The organism is Aliirhizobium sp. YIM B11859 (assembly GCF_057163345.1).
Genome location: NZ_JBXHAY010000007.1, coordinates 275096 through 295190, shown reverse-complemented (window position 1 = coordinate 295190; position 20095 = coordinate 275096). Strand labels below are relative to the sequence as shown.

General features: G+C 61.8%; 11 protein-coding genes. 5 read left to right on the top strand and 6 right to left on the bottom strand.

Annotation, left to right across the window (positions count from 1 at the left end; translation table 11 throughout):
• The first annotated feature begins 16 nt into the window (after positions 1-16).
• From mprF to AC2GXZ_RS24760, 3 genes are all read left to right on the top strand, one after another.
• Complete coding sequence (gene mprF / locus AC2GXZ_RS24770; protein WP_483761880.1) at positions 17-2593, top strand: bifunctional lysylphosphatidylglycerol flippase/synthetase MprF; 2577 nt, start codon at positions 17-19, stop codon at positions 2591-2593.
• Positions 2590-4053 carry a virulence factor family protein gene (locus AC2GXZ_RS24765; protein ID WP_483761879.1) on the top strand — a complete coding sequence of 488 codons (1464 nt, stop codon included), beginning with the start codon at positions 2590-2592 and terminating at the stop codon, positions 4051-4053. The genes mprF and AC2GXZ_RS24765 overlap by 4 nt, the downstream gene beginning before the upstream one ends.
• Positions 4054-4370: 317 nt before the next feature.
• Complete coding sequence (locus AC2GXZ_RS24760) at positions 4371-5024, top strand: TerC family protein (RefSeq protein WP_483761878.1); 654 nt, start codon at positions 4371-4373, stop codon at positions 5022-5024.
• A gap of 78 nt (positions 5025-5102) precedes the next feature.
• Here the strand turns inward: AC2GXZ_RS24760 and AC2GXZ_RS24755 are convergent, their stop codons facing one another.
• Entirely contained in the window at positions 5103-6026 is a 924-nt protein-coding gene (locus AC2GXZ_RS24755; RefSeq protein WP_483761877.1) for a methylenetetrahydrofolate reductase, read from the bottom strand.
• A 214-nt stretch (positions 6027-6240) separates the two neighbouring features.
• Between AC2GXZ_RS24755 and AC2GXZ_RS24750 the strand changes: the two genes are divergently transcribed.
• Both AC2GXZ_RS24750 and pbpC read left to right on the top strand, forming a co-directional pair.
• The gene (locus AC2GXZ_RS24750) at positions 6241-11694 is read left to right on the top strand and encodes an alpha-2-macroglobulin family protein (RefSeq protein WP_483761876.1); all 5454 of its coding nucleotides are present in this window, start codon (positions 6241-6243) and stop codon (positions 11692-11694) included.
• 275 nt (positions 11695-11969) lie between these two features.
• On the top strand, positions 11970-14063 hold the full coding sequence (gene pbpC / locus AC2GXZ_RS24745) for a penicillin-binding protein 1C (protein WP_483761875.1): 2094 nt from the start codon (positions 11970-11972) through the stop codon (positions 14061-14063).
• A gap of 343 nt (positions 14064-14406) precedes the next feature.
• Here the strand turns inward: pbpC and AC2GXZ_RS24740 are convergent, their stop codons facing one another.
• The 5 genes from AC2GXZ_RS24740 to AC2GXZ_RS24720 all read right to left on the bottom strand — a co-directional run bounded on the left by AC2GXZ_RS24740 (position 14407) and on the right by AC2GXZ_RS24720 (position 19856).
• Positions 14407-15273: a dipeptide ABC transporter ATP-binding protein gene (locus AC2GXZ_RS24740; RefSeq protein WP_483761874.1), complete on the bottom strand. Its 867-nt coding sequence runs from the start codon at positions 15271-15273 to the stop codon at positions 14407-14409.
• On the bottom strand, positions 15270-16142 hold the full coding sequence (locus tag AC2GXZ_RS24735) for an ABC transporter ATP-binding protein (protein WP_483761873.1): 873 nt from the start codon (positions 16140-16142) through the stop codon (positions 15270-15272). Before AC2GXZ_RS24735 ends, AC2GXZ_RS24740 begins: the two co-directional genes overlap by 4 nt.
• Positions 16143-16144: 2 nt before the next feature.
• Positions 16145-17068 (bottom strand): ABC transporter permease subunit, encoded by a 924-nt coding sequence (locus tag AC2GXZ_RS24730; protein ID WP_483761872.1) that lies wholly within the window; start codon positions 17066-17068, stop codon positions 16145-16147.
• Positions 17069-17095: 27 nt separating this feature from the next.
• Positions 17096-18100, bottom strand: a complete 1005-nt coding sequence (locus tag AC2GXZ_RS24725; RefSeq protein ID WP_483761871.1) for an ABC transporter permease subunit — start codon at positions 18098-18100, stop codon at positions 17096-17098.
• A gap of 157 nt (positions 18101-18257) precedes the next feature.
• Complete coding sequence (locus AC2GXZ_RS24720; protein ID WP_483761870.1) at positions 18258-19856, bottom strand: ABC transporter substrate-binding protein; 1599 nt, start codon at positions 19854-19856, stop codon at positions 18258-18260.
• Positions 19857-20095: the final 239 nt, after the last annotated feature.

The window sequence follows — 20095 nt, the reverse complement described above, 5'->3', positions numbered from 1 at the left end:
TGAGGCAAAGCAGCATATGACGTCCAATAGTCGCTACAGTCGCGTTCGAGAGTTTTTTCAGGACCATCGCGGCATCGTCGTTCCCCTTGTCGTGCTCATGGTGTTCGGCTTCACCTCGTTTGCGATCTATGCGCTGACGACCGAGGTCAGTTATGACGACGTCATCGCGGCGCTGGTGTCGACGCAATGGTCGTCGATCGCGCTGGCGATCTTCTTTACCGGACTGAGCTTCGCGGCGTTGATCGGCTATGATCTCAATGCGCTCGACTATATCGGCCGCAAGCTGCCGCCCGTGCCCGTGGCAATGACGGCGTTCAGCGCCTATGCGGTCGGCAATACGGCGGGCTTCGGTGCGCTGAGCGGCGGCGCCATCCGCTTTCGCGGTTATTCACGGCTGGGCCTGTCTCCCGAAGATATCGGCCGCGTCATTGCCTTCGTCACCTTCGCCTTCGGCATCGGCCTTCTGGCGGTCACGGCACTTGCCTGCATGGTGACCGCGCCGAGGATGGGCGAGATCATCGGCATCGACGAAAATATCATCCGCGCGGTTGCCCTCGTCATCATCATCGGCTTGAGCGTTCTGGTGTTCATCGGCCGCGATGGACGGGTGATCACGCTCGGCAAGGTGCATCTGCGCCTGCCGGACAGCCGCACGTCGTCGCAGCAGTTTCTGGTGACGGCACTCGATATCGCCGCCTCGGCATCGGTTCTCTACGTTCTCCTGCCGCATACCGATCTCGGCTGGCCGTCCTTCCTCGCCATCTATGCAACGGCCGTCGGCGCCGGCGTGCTCAGCCATGTCCCGGCGGGTCTCGGGGTGTTCGAAACCGTCATCGTGGCAGCGCTCGGCAATACGGTCGATATCGACCAGGTTCTCGGCAGTCTCGTTCTCTACCGGGTGATCTATCACGTTCTGCCGCTGGTCATCGCCACGCTGTTCGTCATCTTTCTCGAAGCACGGCAGCTGTCCAACCATCCGGTCGCCTCGACCTTGCGCAAGCTCGAATTCCGGCTGGCGCCGCTGTTGCTGTCCGCGTTCTCGCTGATTGCCGGTGCGATGCTGGTTCTGTCGAGCGTGACACCGACCCCTGACTTCAATCTCGATATTCTCGGCGACTTCATGCCGCTGCCGCTGGTCGAAGGGGCGCATTTCCTCTCCAGCGTCGTCGGCATCCTGCTGTTCATATCGGCACGCGGCATTGCCCAGCGGCTCGACGGAGCCTGGTGGACGGCGCTCGTCTGTACGGCGCTCGGCCTGCTGTTTTCGCTGGTCAAGGCTTTGGCCTTGTTCGAGGCGATCTTCCTTGCCGTGCTGCTTGCCGGATTGCTGCTCAGCGCGCGCCAGTTCAACCGACCGGCCTCGATGCTGCGCCAGGCGCTGACGCCGCCCTGGATCGTCGCGATGCTGATCCTGGTTGCGGCTGCAACGACCATCCTGTTCTTCGTCTATCGCGAGGTCGATTACAGTCGCGAATTGTGGTGGCAGTTCGAGTTTTCGGCTGAGGCGCCGCGCGGCCTGCGTGCAACGCTCGGCATCGCCATCGTCGCGGCAGCAGTATCGATCTTCAGCCTGTTGCGGCCGGCAGTCCAGCGGTCGCAGCCCTCCACCGCCGATGAACTGGTGCAGGCTACCGATATCGCCATGGCGCAGGATTTTGCCGATGCCAATCTGGTGCGGATGGGCGACAAGCGGCTGATGTTTTCCGAAAGCGGCAAGGCCTTCATCATGTATGGCATCCAGGGGCGGTCGTGGATTGCCCTGTTCGACCCGGTCGGGCCGAGCAGTGAAGTCGGTGAACTGGTCTGGCGTTTCGTCGAGGAAGCCAGAACCGGCGGCGGCCGGGCTGTATTTTACCAGATCTCGCCTGACCTGCTTGCCCACTGTACGGATGCCGGCATGCGCGCCTTCCGGCTCGGCGAGCTGGCGGTCGTGGATCTCTCCGGTTTCGACCTGAAGGGCAGCCGTCTTGCCGCATTGCGTCAGGCGATCAACAAGGGGGTGCGCGAAGGCCTCGAATTCGAGATGCTGCAGCCGGAGGAAGTCCCGCCCTATATTGATGATCTCAGAGCCGTGTCCGACGGATGGCTTGATGAGCACAATACGCGCGAAAAGACCTTTTCGCTCGGTGCCTTCCGGGATGATTACGTGCTGTCCCAGCCGGTTGCCATGCTCAAGAAGGAAGGCCGGATCGTTGCCTTTGCCACGCTTGCGGTGACCGGCACGAAGCAGGAAGGGACCGTCGATCTGATGCGGTTTGCCCCGGACGCGCCGAAAGGGTCGATGGACTTTCTTTTCGTCAAGATCATGGAATATCTGAGGGATACCGGTTTCAGCCAGTTCAATCTCGGCATGGCACCGCTCTCGGGCATGGCGCAGCGCGAGTCGGCACCCGCCTGGGACCGGATCGGCAGCGTGATCTTCGAGCACGGCGAGCGGTTTTATAATTTCAAGGGCCTCAAGGCCTTCAAGTCGAAGTTCCAGCCGCGATGGGAACCGCGTTATCTTGCCGTATCGGGCATCGGCCCGGCCGTGGCGATGATGGATGCAACGCTTCTGATCGGCGGCGGATTAAGAGGAGTGGTCGGTAAATGAAACTACGTCTTTCCATGGTTCTTGCGCTCGGCCTCAGCGCCGCTGCCACGTCGACCAGCCAGGCCCAGACGCAGGATCCGGCCAAAAGCCAGCCGCAGATCCAAACCCCGGCGCAGGTCCAGGCCCCATCTGCAGGCCAGGCCGCCGATCCGACGTCTGCCCCGACCGCAGGCCAGGATTATCATACGGGGCTCATTCCCTCGCCGCATATCTACCTGCCGCAGGGCCAGGATCTTGCCGGCATGGTCTTCCTGATCTCCGATGCCAAGGGCTGGGGAGCTGCCGAGGAAACCGAGGCGAAAGAGCTTGTCGATAGCGGTGCAGCCGTCGTCGGCATCGATTTTCCGTCCTATATGCAGTCGCTTGCGGTCGATGATGGCGACTGCATCTACATGATCTCGGATATCGAGGATCTTTCGCAGCAAGTGCAGCGGCGGCTGGGCAATCGCGAATACCGGCATCCGATCCTTGCCGGTGCGAAAGAAGGTGGCGCGCTGGCGCTCGCGATGATCGCGCAGTCGCCGTTCGCCACGATCGGCGGTGCGATTTCCGTCGATCCGACCGAGATCATTCCGCTGAAGAAGGAATTGTGCACGCCGGCCGATAAGCGGGTGACTGATACCGGCATTGTCTATGGCCTGACCGACGGTGCCCTGCCGGCACCGGTCACGGTCGCTTTCACGCCGGAGGCCGATCAGGCGGGCAAGACCCATGCCCTGAGCCTGAAGCAGGCCCATAGCGATATCGTCGTCAAGGAAACCTCCGACGACGCCGAGGACTATCTGGACAGCTGGCTGCAGGACCAGCTGTCGACCGGAAAATCCGAGGGTGCGCTCGATCTGCCGCTTTCCGTGCTGGAGGCGAAGCCGACGATGGATACGATGGCGATCATCTATTCCGGCGATGGCGGGTGGCGCGACCTCGACAGCGAACTGGGCGAATATCTCCAGACGCAGGGTGTGCCGGTGATCGGCGTCGACTCGCTGCGCTATTTCTGGACCAAGCGGACACCGCAACAGACCGCCGACGATCTGAAGCGCATCATCGATACCTATACCGACCAGTGGGGTGTCTCGAATGTCGTGCTGATCGGTTATTCGTTCGGGGCGGATGTCATTCCGGCCTCCTACAATCTTCTCCCCAAGGCCGAAAAGCGCAAGGTGAAGCAGCTTTCGCTGATGGCGCTGTCGAAGGAAGTCGATTTCGAGATTTCCGTCACCGGTTGGCTGGGCATGGCCGGAGCCGGAGAAGGTGGCACGACCACGGACGATATCGCCAAGATCAAAAGCAGCCTGGTGCAGTGTATCTACGGCACCGACGAGGATGACGATCCTTGCCCGGCGATGAAGGCATCGGGTGTGGAAACCGTGCCGATCGACGGTGGCCACCATTTCGACGAGGACTATCAGGCGCTCGGCAAACGAATCCTCGACAGCTTGCAAAAGCGGCTGCCGAAGTGAAGAAACCACGCATCGCGGCCTGAAAGCCGGCGGATACATGCTGCCGTGATGTCGTCGCAGATCACGGCACGCCCACGCTTTCGTGAGCTGGCCTCTTGAGTTTCATGAAAGGCGGCGCTAAATCTCGGTCGACCAGGACCGGGCCCCTCTGGCAGTTCGCTTGAAGAACTGTGATGTCGGACTGGATTGTCCAATATCGGTGCCCGTTGTCGTGATGGTTTTTGGTCCAGGAATGAACGTATTGCGTGGTTTCGTCCCGCAACCCGTGCCCAAGGGTCGTCAGGACATGGGGCACCCCATCTAAGATAGGGTGTCGTATGATGGAATTTTTTACGCCGGAGGCGTTGTCCGCCCTCGCGCAGGTTATCATGATCGATCTGGTTCTGGCTGGCGACAATGCGATCGTCATCGGTCTGGCGGCTGCCGGACTGCCGAAGGACCAGCGGGCCAAGGCCATTCTGGTCGGCATTATCGCCGCCACCGTTCTGCGTATCGGTTTTGCGCTGGCCACCACGCAGCTTCTGCAGATCGTCGGCCTGCTGCTTGCCGGCGGCGTGCTTCTTCTCTGGGTGTGCTGGAAAATGTGGCGCGAACTCAGGTCGCCGCATGCGCATGACGACGAGGCAAACGAGGCGCTGGCCAACAGCGATCTCAATGCCGATGGGTCTGTTGCCGGCGGTGCGCCGCGCAAGACCTTTGCCCAGGCTGCCTGGCAGATCGTCATCGCCGACGTTTCGATGTCGCTCGACAACGTGCTGGCCGTCGCCGGTGCCGCGCATGAACATCCCGAAGTGCTGATCTTCGGCCTGGTCCTGTCGATTGCGCTGATGGGCATTGCGGCGAGCTTCATTGCCCGCCTGCTCAACAAACATCGCTGGATCGCCTATGTCGGCCTCGCCGTCATCCTTTATGTGGCGGCCGAGATGATCTGGCGCGGTGCGCATGAGGTCATGCCCTACGTCGCAGGCTGACGATCGGATCTATCCGGAAAAATTGAGCGGCGCGGTCTTCGGATCGCGCCGTTTTTCGTTTCGCCACCTGCCGAGGTATCAGGCAGTCAGCGTCCGGCTGGCGCCGATCCGGTCATTCATCCAGTCGGCACTGGTGCGGATACCGCCGAGCGGGAAAACGTGGATCTGCTCGATCAGGCTGTCGGGATGGGTGGCCTTGTAATCGGCGATCTCGGTCAGGAATTCATCGGGCTCGTAAGGGGTCAGCAGCTTGCTGAGATCCAGCGCCCGCTTTTGCAGCACGCTGAGCGACGGGCCGACGCCGCAGGAGATGGCGAACTTGATCAGGGTCTGCAGCTTGGTCGGGCCGGTAATGCCAAGATGGATCGGCAGCTTGACGCCGGCCGCCGCAATCCGTTCGGTCCAGAGGATGACCGGCTTTGCGTCGAAGGCGAACTGGGTGACGATCGCCATTTCCGCATCGCTGCGCTCGGAATAGGCCTGCTTGAACTTCAGCGCCTCGTCGACCAGCAGCGTCGTGCCGTCGGCGTCGATATCCTTGTTGCCTTCCGGGTGGCCGGCGACATGCAGGCGCTTGAAGCCGTAGCGGTCGAAAAGGCCGGTCTCGATCAGATGCAGCGAACTGACCAGATCGCCGGCCGGCGAGGCGAGACCGCCTGCCAGAAGCAGGGCCTGGCTGACGCCGGCCTCGTTGTGATAACGGCTGATCCAGTCTTCCAGCATCGCCTTGCCATGGATGCTGCGGGCCGGGATATGCGGCATGGCGGCATAACCTTCGTCGGTCAGGCGTCTGGCCGTTGCCACCATGTCCTCGATCGGGGTGCCGTCGATATGGGCGATATAGACCCGCGTGCCGGGAGCTAAGAATTCGCGGAAACTGTCGATCTTGGCCGCCGTGCGCGGCATGACCTCGATGGAATAGCCACCGAGCAGCCCGCCGAAGCTTCTGGGCTCGGGCCTGTCGTCGGCGCGCTTGTTCTTGAATACGTTCAGAATTGCCATATCGACTGCCTTCTACATCACAAGACTGTCTGTCCGCCACCAACATCAGGCTGCGCGAGATCGCATTTCTGGCACAGCTTTTCGGTGAGCAGTTTTCTCACCGCGCCACTTTTGGTTTGAATTGCTCCGTTTGCGACGCTTGCAACTCTCGTTGACAAGCGCGCGCTCACATTGGACAAAGGCGCATCCGAGGCTGCCACGGGGGAGACTGACCATGTCTAGGCGCGCGATCTTCGGCTTTTCCGCATTGCTTTTCTCATCGTTGATGATGGCCCTGCCGATTCTGGCGGCCGAACGGCGGATCGAGACGGCCGTGGATAGCGACTATACCGGCTTCGATCTCAGGACCGTCAAGAATGTCAGCCAGGATCAGTGCTCGACTGCCTGTATCGGCGACAACCAGTGCCGCGCCTTCACCTATAACGTCAAAGCCAAATGGTGTTTTCTCAAATCCGACCATGGTGAGCTCAACAGCTTTGCCGGTGCTATCGCCGGCAAGATCGTCGAGGTGGCGGCCCAGCCGGATATCGGCGCACCGCCGCGCCTGACCTTCCTGTCCGACGAGCTTTTACAACAGGCGCGCGAGCAAAAGGATGGCCTTGCACTCGGCGACAACCAGCAGGGTTACGGGATCGAGAACCTGAAAACGATCGCGCAAAGCGAACTGCTTGCCGGCCGGGTCGATACGGCGATCTACAATTACAAGGGTGCCCTGTCGCTGACGCCTGATGACGGCGATCTGTGGATCGCGCTGTCGCGCGCTGCCGGCATCGCCAAGAACAATGCCACCGCCGACAGCGAAGGCACGCTTGCGGCGATCAACGGTTACCTGATGTCGCGCACGACGCAGACCAGAGCCGATGCTCTTGGCGTGCTGGGGGCAGCGCTTGCCAAGCAGCAGAATTATCGCCAGGCGCTGACCGCCTACAAACAGAGCCTTGCGCTTGCCAGCGCCCGCACGGTGCAGGCTGCCTATAACGATCTGCGCGAGCGGCAGGGTTTTCGCGTCACCGGCAATACGGTCGATGCCGACAGCGCCAATCCGCGCGCCTGCGTGCAGTTTTCCGAACCGCTGATCAAGGCCGGCACGGATTATGCGCCTTTCGTGACGCTGGACGGGCAGGCGCCGAAGGCGATGGAGGCCAAGGACAGCCAGATCTGCGTCGAGGGCCTGACCCATGGCCAGCGCTACAAGCTGTCGCTGCGCCGCGGCCTGCCGTCGTCGGTCGATGAGCCGCTCACGGCGCAGGTGGATCTCGACCTCTACGTCAAAGACCGTTCGCCGACGGTGCGGTTTACCGGCGACAGTTTCGTGCTGCCGTCGACCGCGCGGCGCGGCATTCCGATCGTTTCGGTCAATACCGAACGCGCCAATCTGAAGCTTTACCGGATCGGCGACCGCAACATCGCGCCGCTGCTGACCAATTCGCAGTTCCTCACCCAGATGAGCGGTTATACTGCAGACCGGATCGAGCAGGAAAACGGCGAACTCGTCTGGCAGGGAACGATCGATCTCGGCCAGGATTTGAACAAGGACGTCACCACCAGTTTCCCGGTCGATGAAGCGCTGCCGCAGCGCAAGCCGGGCGTTTATGTGATGACCGCTTCCGCCGCCAATGCCATCGCGCAGGAATATGACGACAAGGCAACGCAATGGTTCGTCGTTTCCGATATCGGGCTCACCACCTATGCCGGCACGGATGGGCTCACTGTGTTTGCCCGTTCGCTCGGTTCGGCCAAACCGATTGCCGGCGTCGACCTGCAGCTGCTTGCCAAGAACAATGAAGTGCTCGGCACCGCCAAGACCGATGCGGATGGCCGCGCCACCTTCACCGCCGGGCTGATGCGCGGCACCGCGGCAATGGTCCCGGCTGTGCTGACGGCGCAAAACAATGGGCAAGACTATGTCTTCCTCGATATGACCCGCGCCGGGTTCGATCTTTCCGACCGCGGCGTGACGGGGCGTCCGGCACCCGGCGCGATCGATCTTCTGCCCTGGACGGAACGCGGCATCTACCGGCCGGGCGAGGTGGTGCATGCGAGCGCGCTGGCCCGCAATGTCGATGCCACCGCGATCGACAACCTGCCGCTCACCTTCGTTTTCCTGCGCCCCGATGGCGTGGAAGACCGGCGGATGGTGAAGACCGGCGCGCTTGGCGGCTATACGCTCGATCTCGCGCTTCAGGACACATCGATGCGCGGCACCTGGACGATGCAGGTGTTTACTGACCCCAAAGGCTCGGCGATCGGCGAAAAGACGTTTCTGGTCGATGACTTCGTGCCCGACCGTATTGAGTTCGACATGAAAAGTGCGGCGACGGAAATCGCTGTCGGTAAGCCGGCTAAGGTTTCCATCGATGGGCGTTTTCTCTATGGCGCGCCGGCTGCGGGTCTTGGGCTCGAAGGCGAGATAGCTTTGAAGCCGACGCGTGAAAATGCGGCCTTTCCGGGCTATCAGTTCGGCCTTGCGGACGAGGAAGAGACGGAAACCGTGCGGCTTCCGCTCGATGCACTTTCCGAGACGGACGAAGAGGGCAAGGCCGAGTTCGATGCCGAGGTCACCGAGCTTCCCTCCACCACCAAGCTGATCAATGCCGATATCGTCGTGCGCATGCAGGAAACGGGCGGCCGGGCGATCGAACGCAACCTGTCTTTGCCGGTCAAGGCGGATGGTCCGCGGATCGGCATCAAGCCGGAATTTTCCGGCGACCTGCCGGAAGGGGCTGTCGGAAATTTCAACGTCATCCTGGTCAATGCGGACGGCGCCAAACAGGCGTTGAAGGGCCTGCCGTGGAAGCTCGTCAAGGTCGAGCAGGATTACCAGTGGTATCGCGAGGGCACATCCTGGCGTTACGAACCGATCACCCGCACCAAACAGGTTGCCAACGGCAGCGTCGATGTGACGACGGATGGCGGGCGCGTGTCCGTGCCGGTGGAATGGGGCCGTTATCGGCTGGAAGTTGAGACGGCGGATAATGGCGGCCCGGCCTCCAGCGTCGAATTCGATGCCGGCTGGTTCGTCACCGCCACCTCGACCGAAACCCCGGATGCGCTGGAAATCGCGCTGGACAAATCGAGCTATAAGATCGGCGATACGGCTAAACTGAAAATCTCGTCGCGTTATGCCGGCGAGCTGATGGTGATGGCCGGTTCCGAGGAACTGATCTCGGTGAAGACCGCCAGCCTGTCCGAGACCGGCGGCGAGGTGGATATTCCCGTCACCAAGGAATGGGGTGCCGGGTCCTATGTCACGGCAACGCTTTATCGCCCCGGTGAGGCGCGCGAAAGCCGCATGCCGATGCGGGCGATCGGCATTACCTGGCTGAAGGTCGATCCGGAAGCCCGTGATCTTTCCGTCGCGATCGATGCGCCGGACAAGACCTTGCCGCGCCAGCCGCTGGATTTTTCGCTGCAGGTGGCCGGTGCCGGCGCCAATGAGGATGCCTATGTAACGGTTGCCGCCGTCGATGTCGGCATTCTCAATCTCACCCGTTACGAGCCGCCCGCACCCGATGACTGGTATTTTGGCCAGCGCCGTCTGGGGCTGGAAATCCGCGATATCTATGGCCGGTTGATCGATGGATCGCTGGGTGCCACCGGGCGTCTGCGAACCGGCGGCGATGGCGGCAGCATGGCGCTGCAGGCAAGCCCGCCGAAGGAAAAGCTGGTCGCCTTCTTCTCCGGCCCGGTGAAACTGGATGCGCAGGGCAGAGCGAACGTCTCCTTCGACATTCCGCAGTTCAACGGCACGGCGCGGGTTATGGCCGTCGCCTGGTCGAAATCCGGCGTCGGGCACGGCGTCAAGGATGTGATCATCCGCGATCCGATCGTCATCACCTCCAGTCTGCCGCGGTTTCTGGCGCCGGGCGACGACAGCAACCTGCGGCTCGATATCGCCAATACCGATGGTCCGGCCGGCAGCTACAATCTCACCATAGAGACGAGCGATGCGGTGGCCGTCGGCCAGAGCGCGATCAAGCCGGTGGAATTGACTGCCGGGGGTAAGATCAGCGTCACCCTGCCGCTGGTAGGCATCGAACCCGGCGACGGCAGGGTATCGATCAAGCTTGCGAATACATCAGGCCTGTCGGTCACTCAGGTGCTGACCATCCCGGTTCGTCCGGCTGCCATGCCGGTGACGGAACGGCGGCTCGTCGATCTGAAACCGGGGGCGAGCGTGACCATAGACGGCAATCTTCTCGCCGACAGCGTGCTTCAGGGCGCCTCGGTCAGCGTCAATGTCAGCCGGTCCAACGCGTTCGATATTCCGGCGCTGTTGATGAGCCTCGACCGTTACCCCTATGGTTGCGCCGAACAGACGACGAGCCGGGCGCTGCCGCTCTTGTATCTCAGCGAAATGGCGGTGCAGAATGGGCTGACCGATGATGCCGCGGTGAAGAAGCGGGTGCAGGATGCGATCTATCGTGTCCTGTCCTTCCAGGCATCAGCCGGCAGTTTCGGCCTCTGGGGGCCGGATGGCGCCGGCAACGATCTGTGGCTCGATGCCTATGTGACGGACTTCCTGTCGCGGGCCCGCGAACAGGGTTACGACGTGCCGGAACAGCCTCTGGTGCAGGCGCTGGAAAATCTGCAGAACACGCTCGCCTACACAACCAATGTGCGCGACCAGGGCAACCAGATCGCTTATGCGCTTTATGTTCTGTCCCGCAATCGCAAGGCGGCGATCAGCGATCTGCGCTATTACGCGGACACGCTGATCAACGATTTCCCGACACCGCTTGCCAAGGCGCATATCGCAGCAGCGCTATCGCTTTACGGCGATGGCCAGCGGTCGAAGACGATCTTCAATGCGGCGCTGCAGATGTCGGAAAATGCGCAGGTCCATAAGGTGAGCCTTGCCCGCTCTGATTACGGTTCGTCGCTGCGCGACGGTGCCGCGGTGCTGGCGCTCGCCGCCGAAAGCCGTCCGGTGCCGCCGATCGTGCCGGCGCTGGCCGATGTGGTTGCCAGGGAATGGGCGGCGAAGAAATATACCAGCACCCAGGAACAGACATGGATGCTGCTCGCCGCCCGCGCGCTTCAGACCGGTGACGACAGCATGCGTCTGAACGTCAACGGTGCCGCCCATAACGGCACGCTGATGTCGCAGATGGCCGGCGATGTGCTGCTCGACCATCCGCTGACGGTGCGCAATGACAGCGCCGACCCGCTATCGGCGGCGATTACCACGGTTGCCGCCCCCGCCACGCCGCTGCCGGCCGGTGGCGACGGGTTCGAGATTTCGCGCAGCTATTACACGATGGCCGGCGAAGAGGTGAGTGTCAGCGAGGCGAAACAGAACGAACGTTATGTCGCGGTGCTGAAAATCACCGAAACCAATGACTGGCCGTCGCGGATCATCGTGACGGATCTTTTGCCGGCCGGTCTGGAAATCGACAATCCGTCGATCGTCAACAGCGCCAATCTTGCCAATTTCGATTGGATCGAGGAAGTGCAGGCGGCGCATACGGAATTCCGCAACGACCGCTTCGTCGCGGCCTTCGACCGCAATGCGGGCGACAATCGGGAGATCACGCTCGCCTATGTCGTGCGCGCCGTGACGCCCGGCGTCTACGACCATCCGGCGGCGCAGGTGGAAGACATGTACCGCCCGCAGTTTTCGGCCCGGACGGCGATGGGCAAGATGGAGGTTGTGGGGATGAAGTGAGGGTGTGCTCACTCCGGCTTTGAGGGAGCCGCTGCCCCTCACCCAGAGCGCAGCAAGCTGCACATCCCCTCTCCCCGTAAACGGGGAGAGGGGATGTGCCCCACGCGGTGCAGAGGATTTAAGGAGAGGGGGCGGCATATCTCCTTCGCCCCGTTTACGGGGAAAAGGTGCCGGCCGGCGGATGAGGGGCTAACGTTGCCGGGCGTGCAGAGCTTGCGTGTGGTCTCGGCATTCCTCGCAAAGCAATCAGTTTCTGGCCAACAAAAAGAACCCGCATGAAGCGCAGGTGGAAAATCTCGATCGGACTTGGCGCCTGCCTTCTTCTGGCAGCTTGCGCCGTCGTCGGTCTTGATGCCGCCGATCGGGCCTATCCGCCGCCGCTTGAGAATGCCACGATCACGTCGCGCGAGGTGCTGGATGCGGATGGGCAATTGCTGCGGGCGTTTGCGACGCCGCAAGGGCGCTGGCGGCTGAAGACTTCGGTCGGGGATGTCGATCCGCGATTCCTCAACATGCTGGTCGCCTATGAGGACCGCCGGTTTTACGAACATGGCGGCATCGATGTGATGGCGATCGGGCGCGCTGCCCTGCAGCTGATCACCAATGGCCGGATCGTGTCGGGTGCCTCGACCTTGTCCATGCAGGTGGCGCGGTTGATCGAGCCGCGCGAAACACGGTCGTTTTCGGCAAAACTCCTGCAGGTCGCCCGCGCCATGCAGATCGAGCGGCGGCTGACCAAGCAGCAGATCCTCGACCTCTATCTCACCCACGCGCCCTATGGCGGCAATCTGGAGGGTGTGCGGGCGGCAAGCCTTGCCTGGTTCGGCAAGGAGCCGAAACGGCTGACGGTGGCGGAGGCAGCACTTCTCGTCGCCCTGCCGCAATCGCCGGAAACGCGCCGGCCTGACCGCAAGCTGCAACCGGCGCTCGCCGCGCGGGATAGGGTTCTGACCCGTCCGGCCGTGGTCGAGGTGACGGGCGAGGGCGAGGCGGAACGCGCGGCGAATGATCCGGTGCCGAGGCAAAGGCAACAATTGCCGGCCTATGCGGCGCATCTGGCCGAAGCCGCGATCCGCAAACAGCCCAAGGCGCAGGACTATCGCAGCACGCTGAAGCGCAATATCCAGCAAAAGCTGGAGGAGGTGGCGCGGGAGGCTTCCGCCAAGCTTGCGCCGAAAGTCTCGCTTGCCATGGTGATGGCCGATGCGATGACCGGTCAGATCGTCGGCGAGGTGGGTTCGGCGGATTATTTCGATGCCGGGCGTTCCGGTTGGATCGACATGACGCGGGTGTTGCGCTCGCCCGGTTCGACGTTGAAGCCGTTCATCTACGGGCTTGCCTTCGAACAGGGGCTGGTCTCCCAGGAAACGATGATCGAGGACCGGCCGGCGGATTTTTTCGGTTACCGGCCGAAAAATTTCGACATGACCTATCAGGGCGACGTGACGGTGCGCCAGGCTCTGCAATTGTCGCTCAATGTGCCGGCGGTGCGGCTGCTCGATGCGGTCGGGCCATCGCGGCTGATGATCCGCTTCCGCCGCGCCGATGTGCGGCCCGTTCTGCCTGTGAACGAGGCGCCGGGGCTGGCGATCGGGCTTGGCGGCGTCGGCATCACGCTGAAAGATCTGGTGCAGAGTTATGCCGCACTTGCCAATGGCGGGCAGCCGGTGCGGCTCGGCAATGGGATCGATGAGAAACCTGCCATGCTCGATAACGAGGCGCTGCTGGAGCCCCAGGCGATCTGGAACGTCACCGACATTCTCTCGGACGTGCTGCCGCCAACCGGCAGCCGCAAACTTGGCATCGCCTACAAGACGGGCACCAGCTATGGGTACCGGGATGCCTGGTCGGTCGGTTATGACGGGCGTTATGTTCTGGGTGTCTGGGTCGGGCGGCCGGATAATGGCGCGGTGCCGGGCATTGCCGGTTACATGACCGCGGCACCGATCCTGTTCGAGGCGTTTGCGCGTTCCGGCGTGCCGATAACGCCGCATCCGGCTGCACCAGCGGGGGCTGTGCGGCTGTCGCAATCCGACCTGCCGATCGGGCAAAGGCGGTTTGCGATGACGGCGGGCGGGCTGATCCGGTCCTCTCTCGGCGGAGGCATCCGCGAGGCGGCGCCGCAGATCGTTTATCCGCCGGAAGGGGCCAAGGTGGATCTTGGGGCTCTGTCTGGGGAGATTTCGCCGCTGGTGCTGAAACTCCAGGGCGGCCGACCGCCGTTCCGGTGGCTTGCCAACGGCAAGCCGCTGTCGGACCTGTCGCGTCGCCGGACGAATGAATGGCTGCCGGAAGGGGCGGGGTTTTCGACGCTGACGGTGATCGATGCGGCAGGGAGAGCTGCGACGGTCAGGGTGTTTGTGGAGTAGGTTGGCGGGGGGTAACGCAGGATCCCCTCACTTGCGATTTCTAACACTTAGCCGTTGGCTAAGATGTTGAAATCGCTTTCTCTCCCACAAGGGTAGAGATGCCGGGGAGGCTTGCTCGGACCTTCCCTCTCCCCTTGTGGGAGAGGTTACAAAATCAGCATCTTAGCGAAGCTAAGTGCTAGATTTTGTTGGTGAGGGGATCGGCTACGGGCAAGACAGCAGGTTTGTTCCGCTTTGCTCGGCCTGTCCCGCGCATCCGCCAAGGTTGCGGCCTGTCGCTAGGTGCTTGGATCCTCGGGACAAGCCCGAGGATGACGGTCAGTGTGGTGTCAAGATCGTCGCCTCAAGCCGCGGAAGCCGCCTTTTTCTTTGCGATCCGTTCGCGGATCGAGTCCACGTCGGCCTTCGGCGTCGCCTTGAACAGGGTCTGGGTGTATTCGTGCTTGGGGGCGGAAAACACCTCGTCGCGGGTGCCGTATTCGACCGCCTCGCCGAAATACATCACCATCACTTCGTCGGCGATGTAACGCACGACCGAAAGGTCGTGGCTGATGAAGACGTAGGTCAGGTCGAATTCGTCCTGCAGGTCGGCCAGGAGATTGAGAACCTGGGCCTGGACCGAGAGGTCGAGGGCGGAGACCGGCTCGTCGAGGACGAGAAGCTTCGGGTTCATCATCAGCGCGCGGGCAATGGCGATGCGCTGACGCTGGCCGCCGGAGAACATGTGCGGATAGCGGTTGTAATGTTCCGGCGCGAGGCCGACCTTGACCAGCATGTCGGTGGCGCGCTCGCGGCGCTCCGCGGCCGACATCGAGGTATTGATCGCCAGCGGTTCACCCAGAACGTCACCGATCTTCTGGCGCGGGTTGAGCGAGCCATAAGGGTTCTGGAAAACGATCTGCACCTTCTGGCGCATTTCCGGCGTCAGATGGCCCGGGCGGGTATCCATCGTCTGGCCGTCGATGATGAGTTCGCCGGCGGTCGGTTCGTCGATGAAGGTGATCATCCGGGCAAGCGTGGACTTGCCGCAGCCCGATTCACCGACGATTGCCAGCGTCTTGCCGCGTTCCAGCTTGAAGGACACGCCCTTGACCGCATGGACTGTCTTTTTCGGCTTCATGAAGCCGGCCGGCAGGTCGTAGTCGCGCTTGATGTTGCGGACTTCGAGCATGGTGTTGCCGGTTTCGGCCTTGGTGATCTTGTCGCTCATGCGGATGCTCCGCTCGTTGCTGCCGAAGGTGCCGGTTCCGGATTGCCGTCGAAAAAGGCCGATACCGTGGTCAGGCGGTCGCCGGTGGCGTTTTCCGGCAGGGCCGCCAGAAGCGCCTTGGTATAATTGCTTTTCGGGTCTTCGAAGAGGGTCAGCACGTCGGCCTCCTCCATCTTGCGGCCCTTGTATTGCACGACGACGCGGTCGGCTGTTTCGGCGACGACGCCCATGTCATGGGTGATCATGATCAGGCCCATGCCAGTACGCGCCTGCAGGTCCATGATCAGGTCGAGGATCTGTTTCTGGATCGTCACGTCGAGCGCCGTGGTCGGTTCGTCGGCGATCAGAAGCTTCGGGTTGCAGGCAATCGCGATGGCGATCATCACGCGCTGGCACTGGCCGCCGGACATCTGATGCGGAAAACTGTTCATTCGCTCGGCCGGGTTCGGCAGGCCGACCTGGGTGAACAGTTCGATGGCGCGGGCGCGGCGGGCCTTTTTATCGAGGCCCAGATGGATGCGCAGCACTTCCTCGATCTGGAAACCGACGGTGAAACACGGATTGAGGCTGGCGACGGGCTCCTGGAAGATCATCGCGATATCCTTGCCGATCAGCTTGCGGCGCTCGGCCGGGCTAAGCTTCTGAATATCGCGGCCTTCGAACAGCATGCGGTCGGCGGTGATCTTCGCCGTCCAGGGCAGAAGGCCCATGACGGCCAGCATCGAGACCGACTTGCCGGAGCCGCTTTCGCCGACGATCGCCAGAACCTCGGCTCTGTCGACCGAGACCGAAACGCCGTCGACAGCGCGGAACCAGCCGGTCGCGGTTTCGAATTCGACGGTGAGATTGTCGATTTGCAGAAGTGCCATGATCAGGACCTCTTCAGTTTCGGGTCAAGCGCATCGCGCAGGCCGTCGCCCATCAGGTTGATGGCAAGAACGGTGATGAGAATTGCAAGACCCGGGAAGGTGACGACCCACCAGGCGCGCAGGATGAATTCGCGGGCTTCAGCCAGCATCGTGCCCCATTCGGGTGTCGGTGGCTGGGCGCCCATGCCGAGGAAGCCGAGGGCTGCCGCATCGAGAATGGCGTTGGAAAATGACAAGGTCGCCTGGACGATCAAGGGTGCGGTGCAGTTCGGCAAGATGGTGCGGAACATCAGGCGGAACGGGCCGGCGCCGGCGATACGGGCGGCGGTGACGTAATCGCGGGTCTTTTCCGCCATCACGGCGGCACGCGTCAGGCGGACGAAATGCGGCTGCAGCGTCACGGCAATCGAGATCATCGCGCTGTTGAGGCCCGGGCCGAGGATGGTGACCAGAACCAGCGCCAGAAGCAAAGACGGCACGGCGAGGATCATGTCCATCAGGCGCATGATGATCGTATCGAGCCAGCCGCGGTAATAACCGGCGAGCAGGCCGACGACGATGCCCGAAACCAGCGACAGGGTGGTGACCACGAGACCGACGAACAGCGAATACTGGGCGCCGTAGATCAGCCGCGAAAGAATGTCGCGGCCGACCGGATCGGTGCCGAGCAGATAGGTGGCGCTGCCGCCTTCGGCCCATACCGGCGGCTTCAGCACCGCGTCGCGATACTGCTCGAACGGTGAATGCGGCGCGATGATCGGCGCCAGCACGGCGACCAGAACGAGGAAGGTGAAAACGAACAGGCCGATCACGGCACCGCGGTTTTCGGAGAAGTAGAACCAGAACTCCTTGAGCATCTGGCGGCGCATCTGGGCGCTGGAGACGGGCTCCGCTGCGCTCTTGATGGCGGTGGTGGTATCAGCCATGGGATTTTTCTCCTTCTTCTCGGCGGATCAGTGTCGGATACGGGGGTTGATCAGGCCGTAAAGCAGATCAACAATGAGATTGACCGTCATGATGATCGCGGCGATCAGCAGCAGCCCGCCCTGGATGACGGCATAGTCGCGGCGGAAGACGCTATCGAGGATCCATTTGCCGATGCCCGGCCAGGAGAAAATCGTCTCCGTCAGGATGGCGCCGGCCAGCATGACGCCGACCTGCAGGCCGACCGTGGTGATGACCGGGATCATCGCATTGCGCAGGGCATGCACGCCGACGACGCGGAAAGGCGACAGGCCCTTGGCGCGGGCGGTGCGGACGTAATCTTCCGACAGGACTTCCAGCATGGCGGAGCGCGTCTGGCGGGCGATGACGGCCAGCGGAATGGTGGCAAGCACGATCGACGGCAGCACCAGATGGCTGAGCGCCGAAGAGAAGGCGCCCTTCTGGCCGGAGATGAGACTATCGATCAGCATGAAGCCGGTGACCGGCTTGAAGAAGAACATCAGCGAGATGCGGCCCGAAACCGGGAACCATTGCAGGATGCCGGAAAACAGGATGATCAGCAAAAGCCCCCACCAGAAGATCGGCATCGAATAACCGACCAGCGCAATGCCCATCAGCCCCTGGTCGAAGATCGAGCCACGCTTCATGGCGGCGATCATGCCGGCCGGGATGCCGAGCGCGATGGCGATGATGATGGCGCAGAAGGACAGTTCGATCGTGGCCGGAAACAACGTCAGGAACTGGTCGAGTACCGGCTTCTTGGAAACGATCGAGGTGCCGAAATCGCCAGTCAGGACGCCGCCGAGATAATCGAAATACTGTACGACGACCGGCCTGTCGAAGCCGAGCTGCGCACTGATCTGCGCGTGGCGTTCGGGCGACATGACACGTTCGCCGGACAAAAGAGCGACGGGATCGCCCGGCAGAAGCCGGATGAAGGAAAAGGCGATGATGGAGACCCCGATGAAGGTCGGGATCAGGACGGCGAGGCGCCGCAGAAGGAAGCCAAACATTTTAAACCTTTGCGGAAAGGGGCTGGTCCGATTCCGGCTTTTGTCAAGCCATGGACCGGGCCATCTCGGCGTCACCGCCACATTTTTGGGCATCTCATAAGAAAATGCCGCGGGAAACGCAACGCGTCCCGCGGCAAAAAGTTGTGTTGGCTTCCGATTACTCGGCGATGTCGACAGCTTCGAAGGTGAAGTCGCCGAGCGGGCTCTGGGTAAAGCCGGTCACACCCTTGGCCATCGGAACGACGGCGAGCGAGTGGTCGATGGTTGCCCAAGGAGCGTCTTTCTTGAAGACGACCTGCGCTTCTTCATAGAGCTTGGTGCGTTCGCCCTGGTCGGAGGTCGACTTGGCCTTCTTCACCAGACCGTCGAATTCCTTGTTGCACCACTGCGCACGGTTGTTGCCGCCGACGGCATCGCAACCGAGCAGGGTGTCGAGGAAGTTGTCCGGGTCGCCGTTGTCGCCGGTCCAGCCCATGATGGCGGCGCCGTCACGGTTCTTGTCCTTCGAACGCTGCAGGTATTCAGCCCATTCGTAGGAGACGATCTCGACCTTGACGCCGATCTTGGCGAAATCGTCCTGGATGATTTCGGCAGCGCGGCGGGCGTTGAGCATGTAGGGACGCGAAACCGGCATTGCCCAGACCTTCATGGAGAGGTCCTTGACGCCGGCATCGGCCAGCATCTTCTTGGCAGCGTCAAGATTGTAGGCGTCGTCCTTGATGTCCTTGTTATAGGACCACATGGTCGGCGGGATCGGGTTGGTTGCCGGCGTTGCCATGCCCTGGAAGACGGCATCGACGATGGCCTTCTTGTTGATGGCCATGTTGAGCGCCTTGCGGACTTCAACCTTGTCGAACGGAGCCTGGGTCGTGTTGTAGGCGAGGTAGGCGATGTTGAGGCCTTCCTGCTCCATGACCTTGAGGTTCGTGTCGGCCTTCATCGCGGAGACGTCGGCAGCGTTCGGATACGGCATCAGGTGGCATTCGCCGGCCTTGAGCTTCTGGTAACGAACCGCAGCATCGGTGGTGATGGCGAAAACCAGATCGTCGATCTTCGGAGCGGTGCCCCAGTAATCGGCGTTCTTCTTGTAGCGGATGATGGCATCCTGCTGATAACCGACGAAGGTGAACGGACCGGTACCGACCGGGTTCTGGTTCAGCTGTTCCTTGGTGCCGGCCTTGTCCAGGCTGTCTGCATATTCCTTCGACAGGATCGATGCGAACGGCATGGCGAGGTTGGCGAGGAACGGTGCTTCCGGACGGTTCAGCGTCATCTTGACGGTCAGGTCATCGACCTTCTCGACCGACTTGATCAGCTTCGGGAAGCCCATGCCGTCGGCATATTCCCAGGTAGCGCCGTTGATATACTTGTTCCAGGCGTTCTTTTCGTCGATCTGGCGACCGATCGAGAAGACCACGTCGTCAGCATTCAGCTCGCGGCTCGGGGTGAAGAAGTCCGTCGTCTGGAACTTGACGCCCTTGCGCAGCTTGAAGGTGTAGACGGTGCCGTCGGACGAGATGTCCCAGCTCTCGGCGAGCGCGGCTTCCGGCTGCGTCGTGCCCGGCTTGAACTCAAGCAGGCGGTTGTAGATCGGGTGTGCAGAAGCATCGAAGGTCGTGCCGGCGGTGTAGAGGCCTGGATCAAAACCTTCCGGAGAGCCTTCCGAGCAGAACACGAAAGTCTTGGCGCTGGCAGCGCCGGCAAACATGGTTGCCGACAAAAGTGCTGCGGCAGCAAGAGTAAGCATACGTTTCATTGATAGTCTCCCTACCTGTGCCGGCTTTTGCCAGCACGGTTGATTTCCCTGATTTTTGATGCGTTTTGCCGCATCCTTTTGGCCAAGTCCTGTCTAACTCACCTCCTGACCGGCATTCGATAACGTGCCGGTCGTATGTCGATCCCCGTAAGCGGGTGAATTTGCAGGACTATGCCAGGTTGTCGTGTCAGCCAGTCGACAGAGGAAGAAATTTTCGCTTCCGGCGCCTGATGCAGGAC

What these genes read in the sequence shown, in the direction of transcription:
- AC2GXZ_RS24725 (WP_483761871.1), bottom strand. Translation starts at nt 18,100, where the DNA reads ATGTTTGGCTTCCTTCTGCGGCGCCTCGCCGTCCTGATCCCGACCTTC.
- AC2GXZ_RS24730 (WP_483761872.1), bottom strand. Translation starts at nt 17,068, where the DNA reads ATGGCTGATACCACCACCGCCATCAAGAGCGCAGCGGAGCCCGTCTCC.
- pbpC (WP_483761875.1), top strand. Translation starts at nt 11,970, where the DNA reads ATGAAGCGCAGGTGGAAAATCTCGATCGGACTTGGCGCCTGCCTTCTT.
- AC2GXZ_RS24720 (WP_483761870.1), bottom strand. Translation starts at nt 19,856, where the DNA reads ATGAAACGTATGCTTACTCTTGCTGCCGCAGCACTTTTGTCGGCAACC.
- AC2GXZ_RS24740 (WP_483761874.1), bottom strand. Translation starts at nt 15,273, where the DNA reads ATGAGCGACAAGATCACCAAGGCCGAAACCGGCAACACCATGCTCGAA.
- mprF (WP_483761880.1), top strand. Translation starts at nt 17, where the DNA reads ATGACGTCCAATAGTCGCTACAGTCGCGTTCGAGAGTTTTTTCAGGAC.
- AC2GXZ_RS24735 (WP_483761873.1), bottom strand. Translation starts at nt 16,142, where the DNA reads ATGGCACTTCTGCAAATCGACAATCTCACCGTCGAATTCGAAACCGCG.
- AC2GXZ_RS24750 (WP_483761876.1), top strand. Translation starts at nt 6,241, where the DNA reads ATGTCTAGGCGCGCGATCTTCGGCTTTTCCGCATTGCTTTTCTCATCG.
- AC2GXZ_RS24755 (WP_483761877.1), bottom strand. Translation starts at nt 6,026, where the DNA reads ATGGCAATTCTGAACGTATTCAAGAACAAGCGCGCCGACGACAGGCCC.
- AC2GXZ_RS24765 (WP_483761879.1), top strand. Translation starts at nt 2,590, where the DNA reads ATGAAACTACGTCTTTCCATGGTTCTTGCGCTCGGCCTCAGCGCCGCT.
- AC2GXZ_RS24760 (WP_483761878.1), top strand. Translation starts at nt 4,371, where the DNA reads ATGATGGAATTTTTTACGCCGGAGGCGTTGTCCGCCCTCGCGCAGGTT.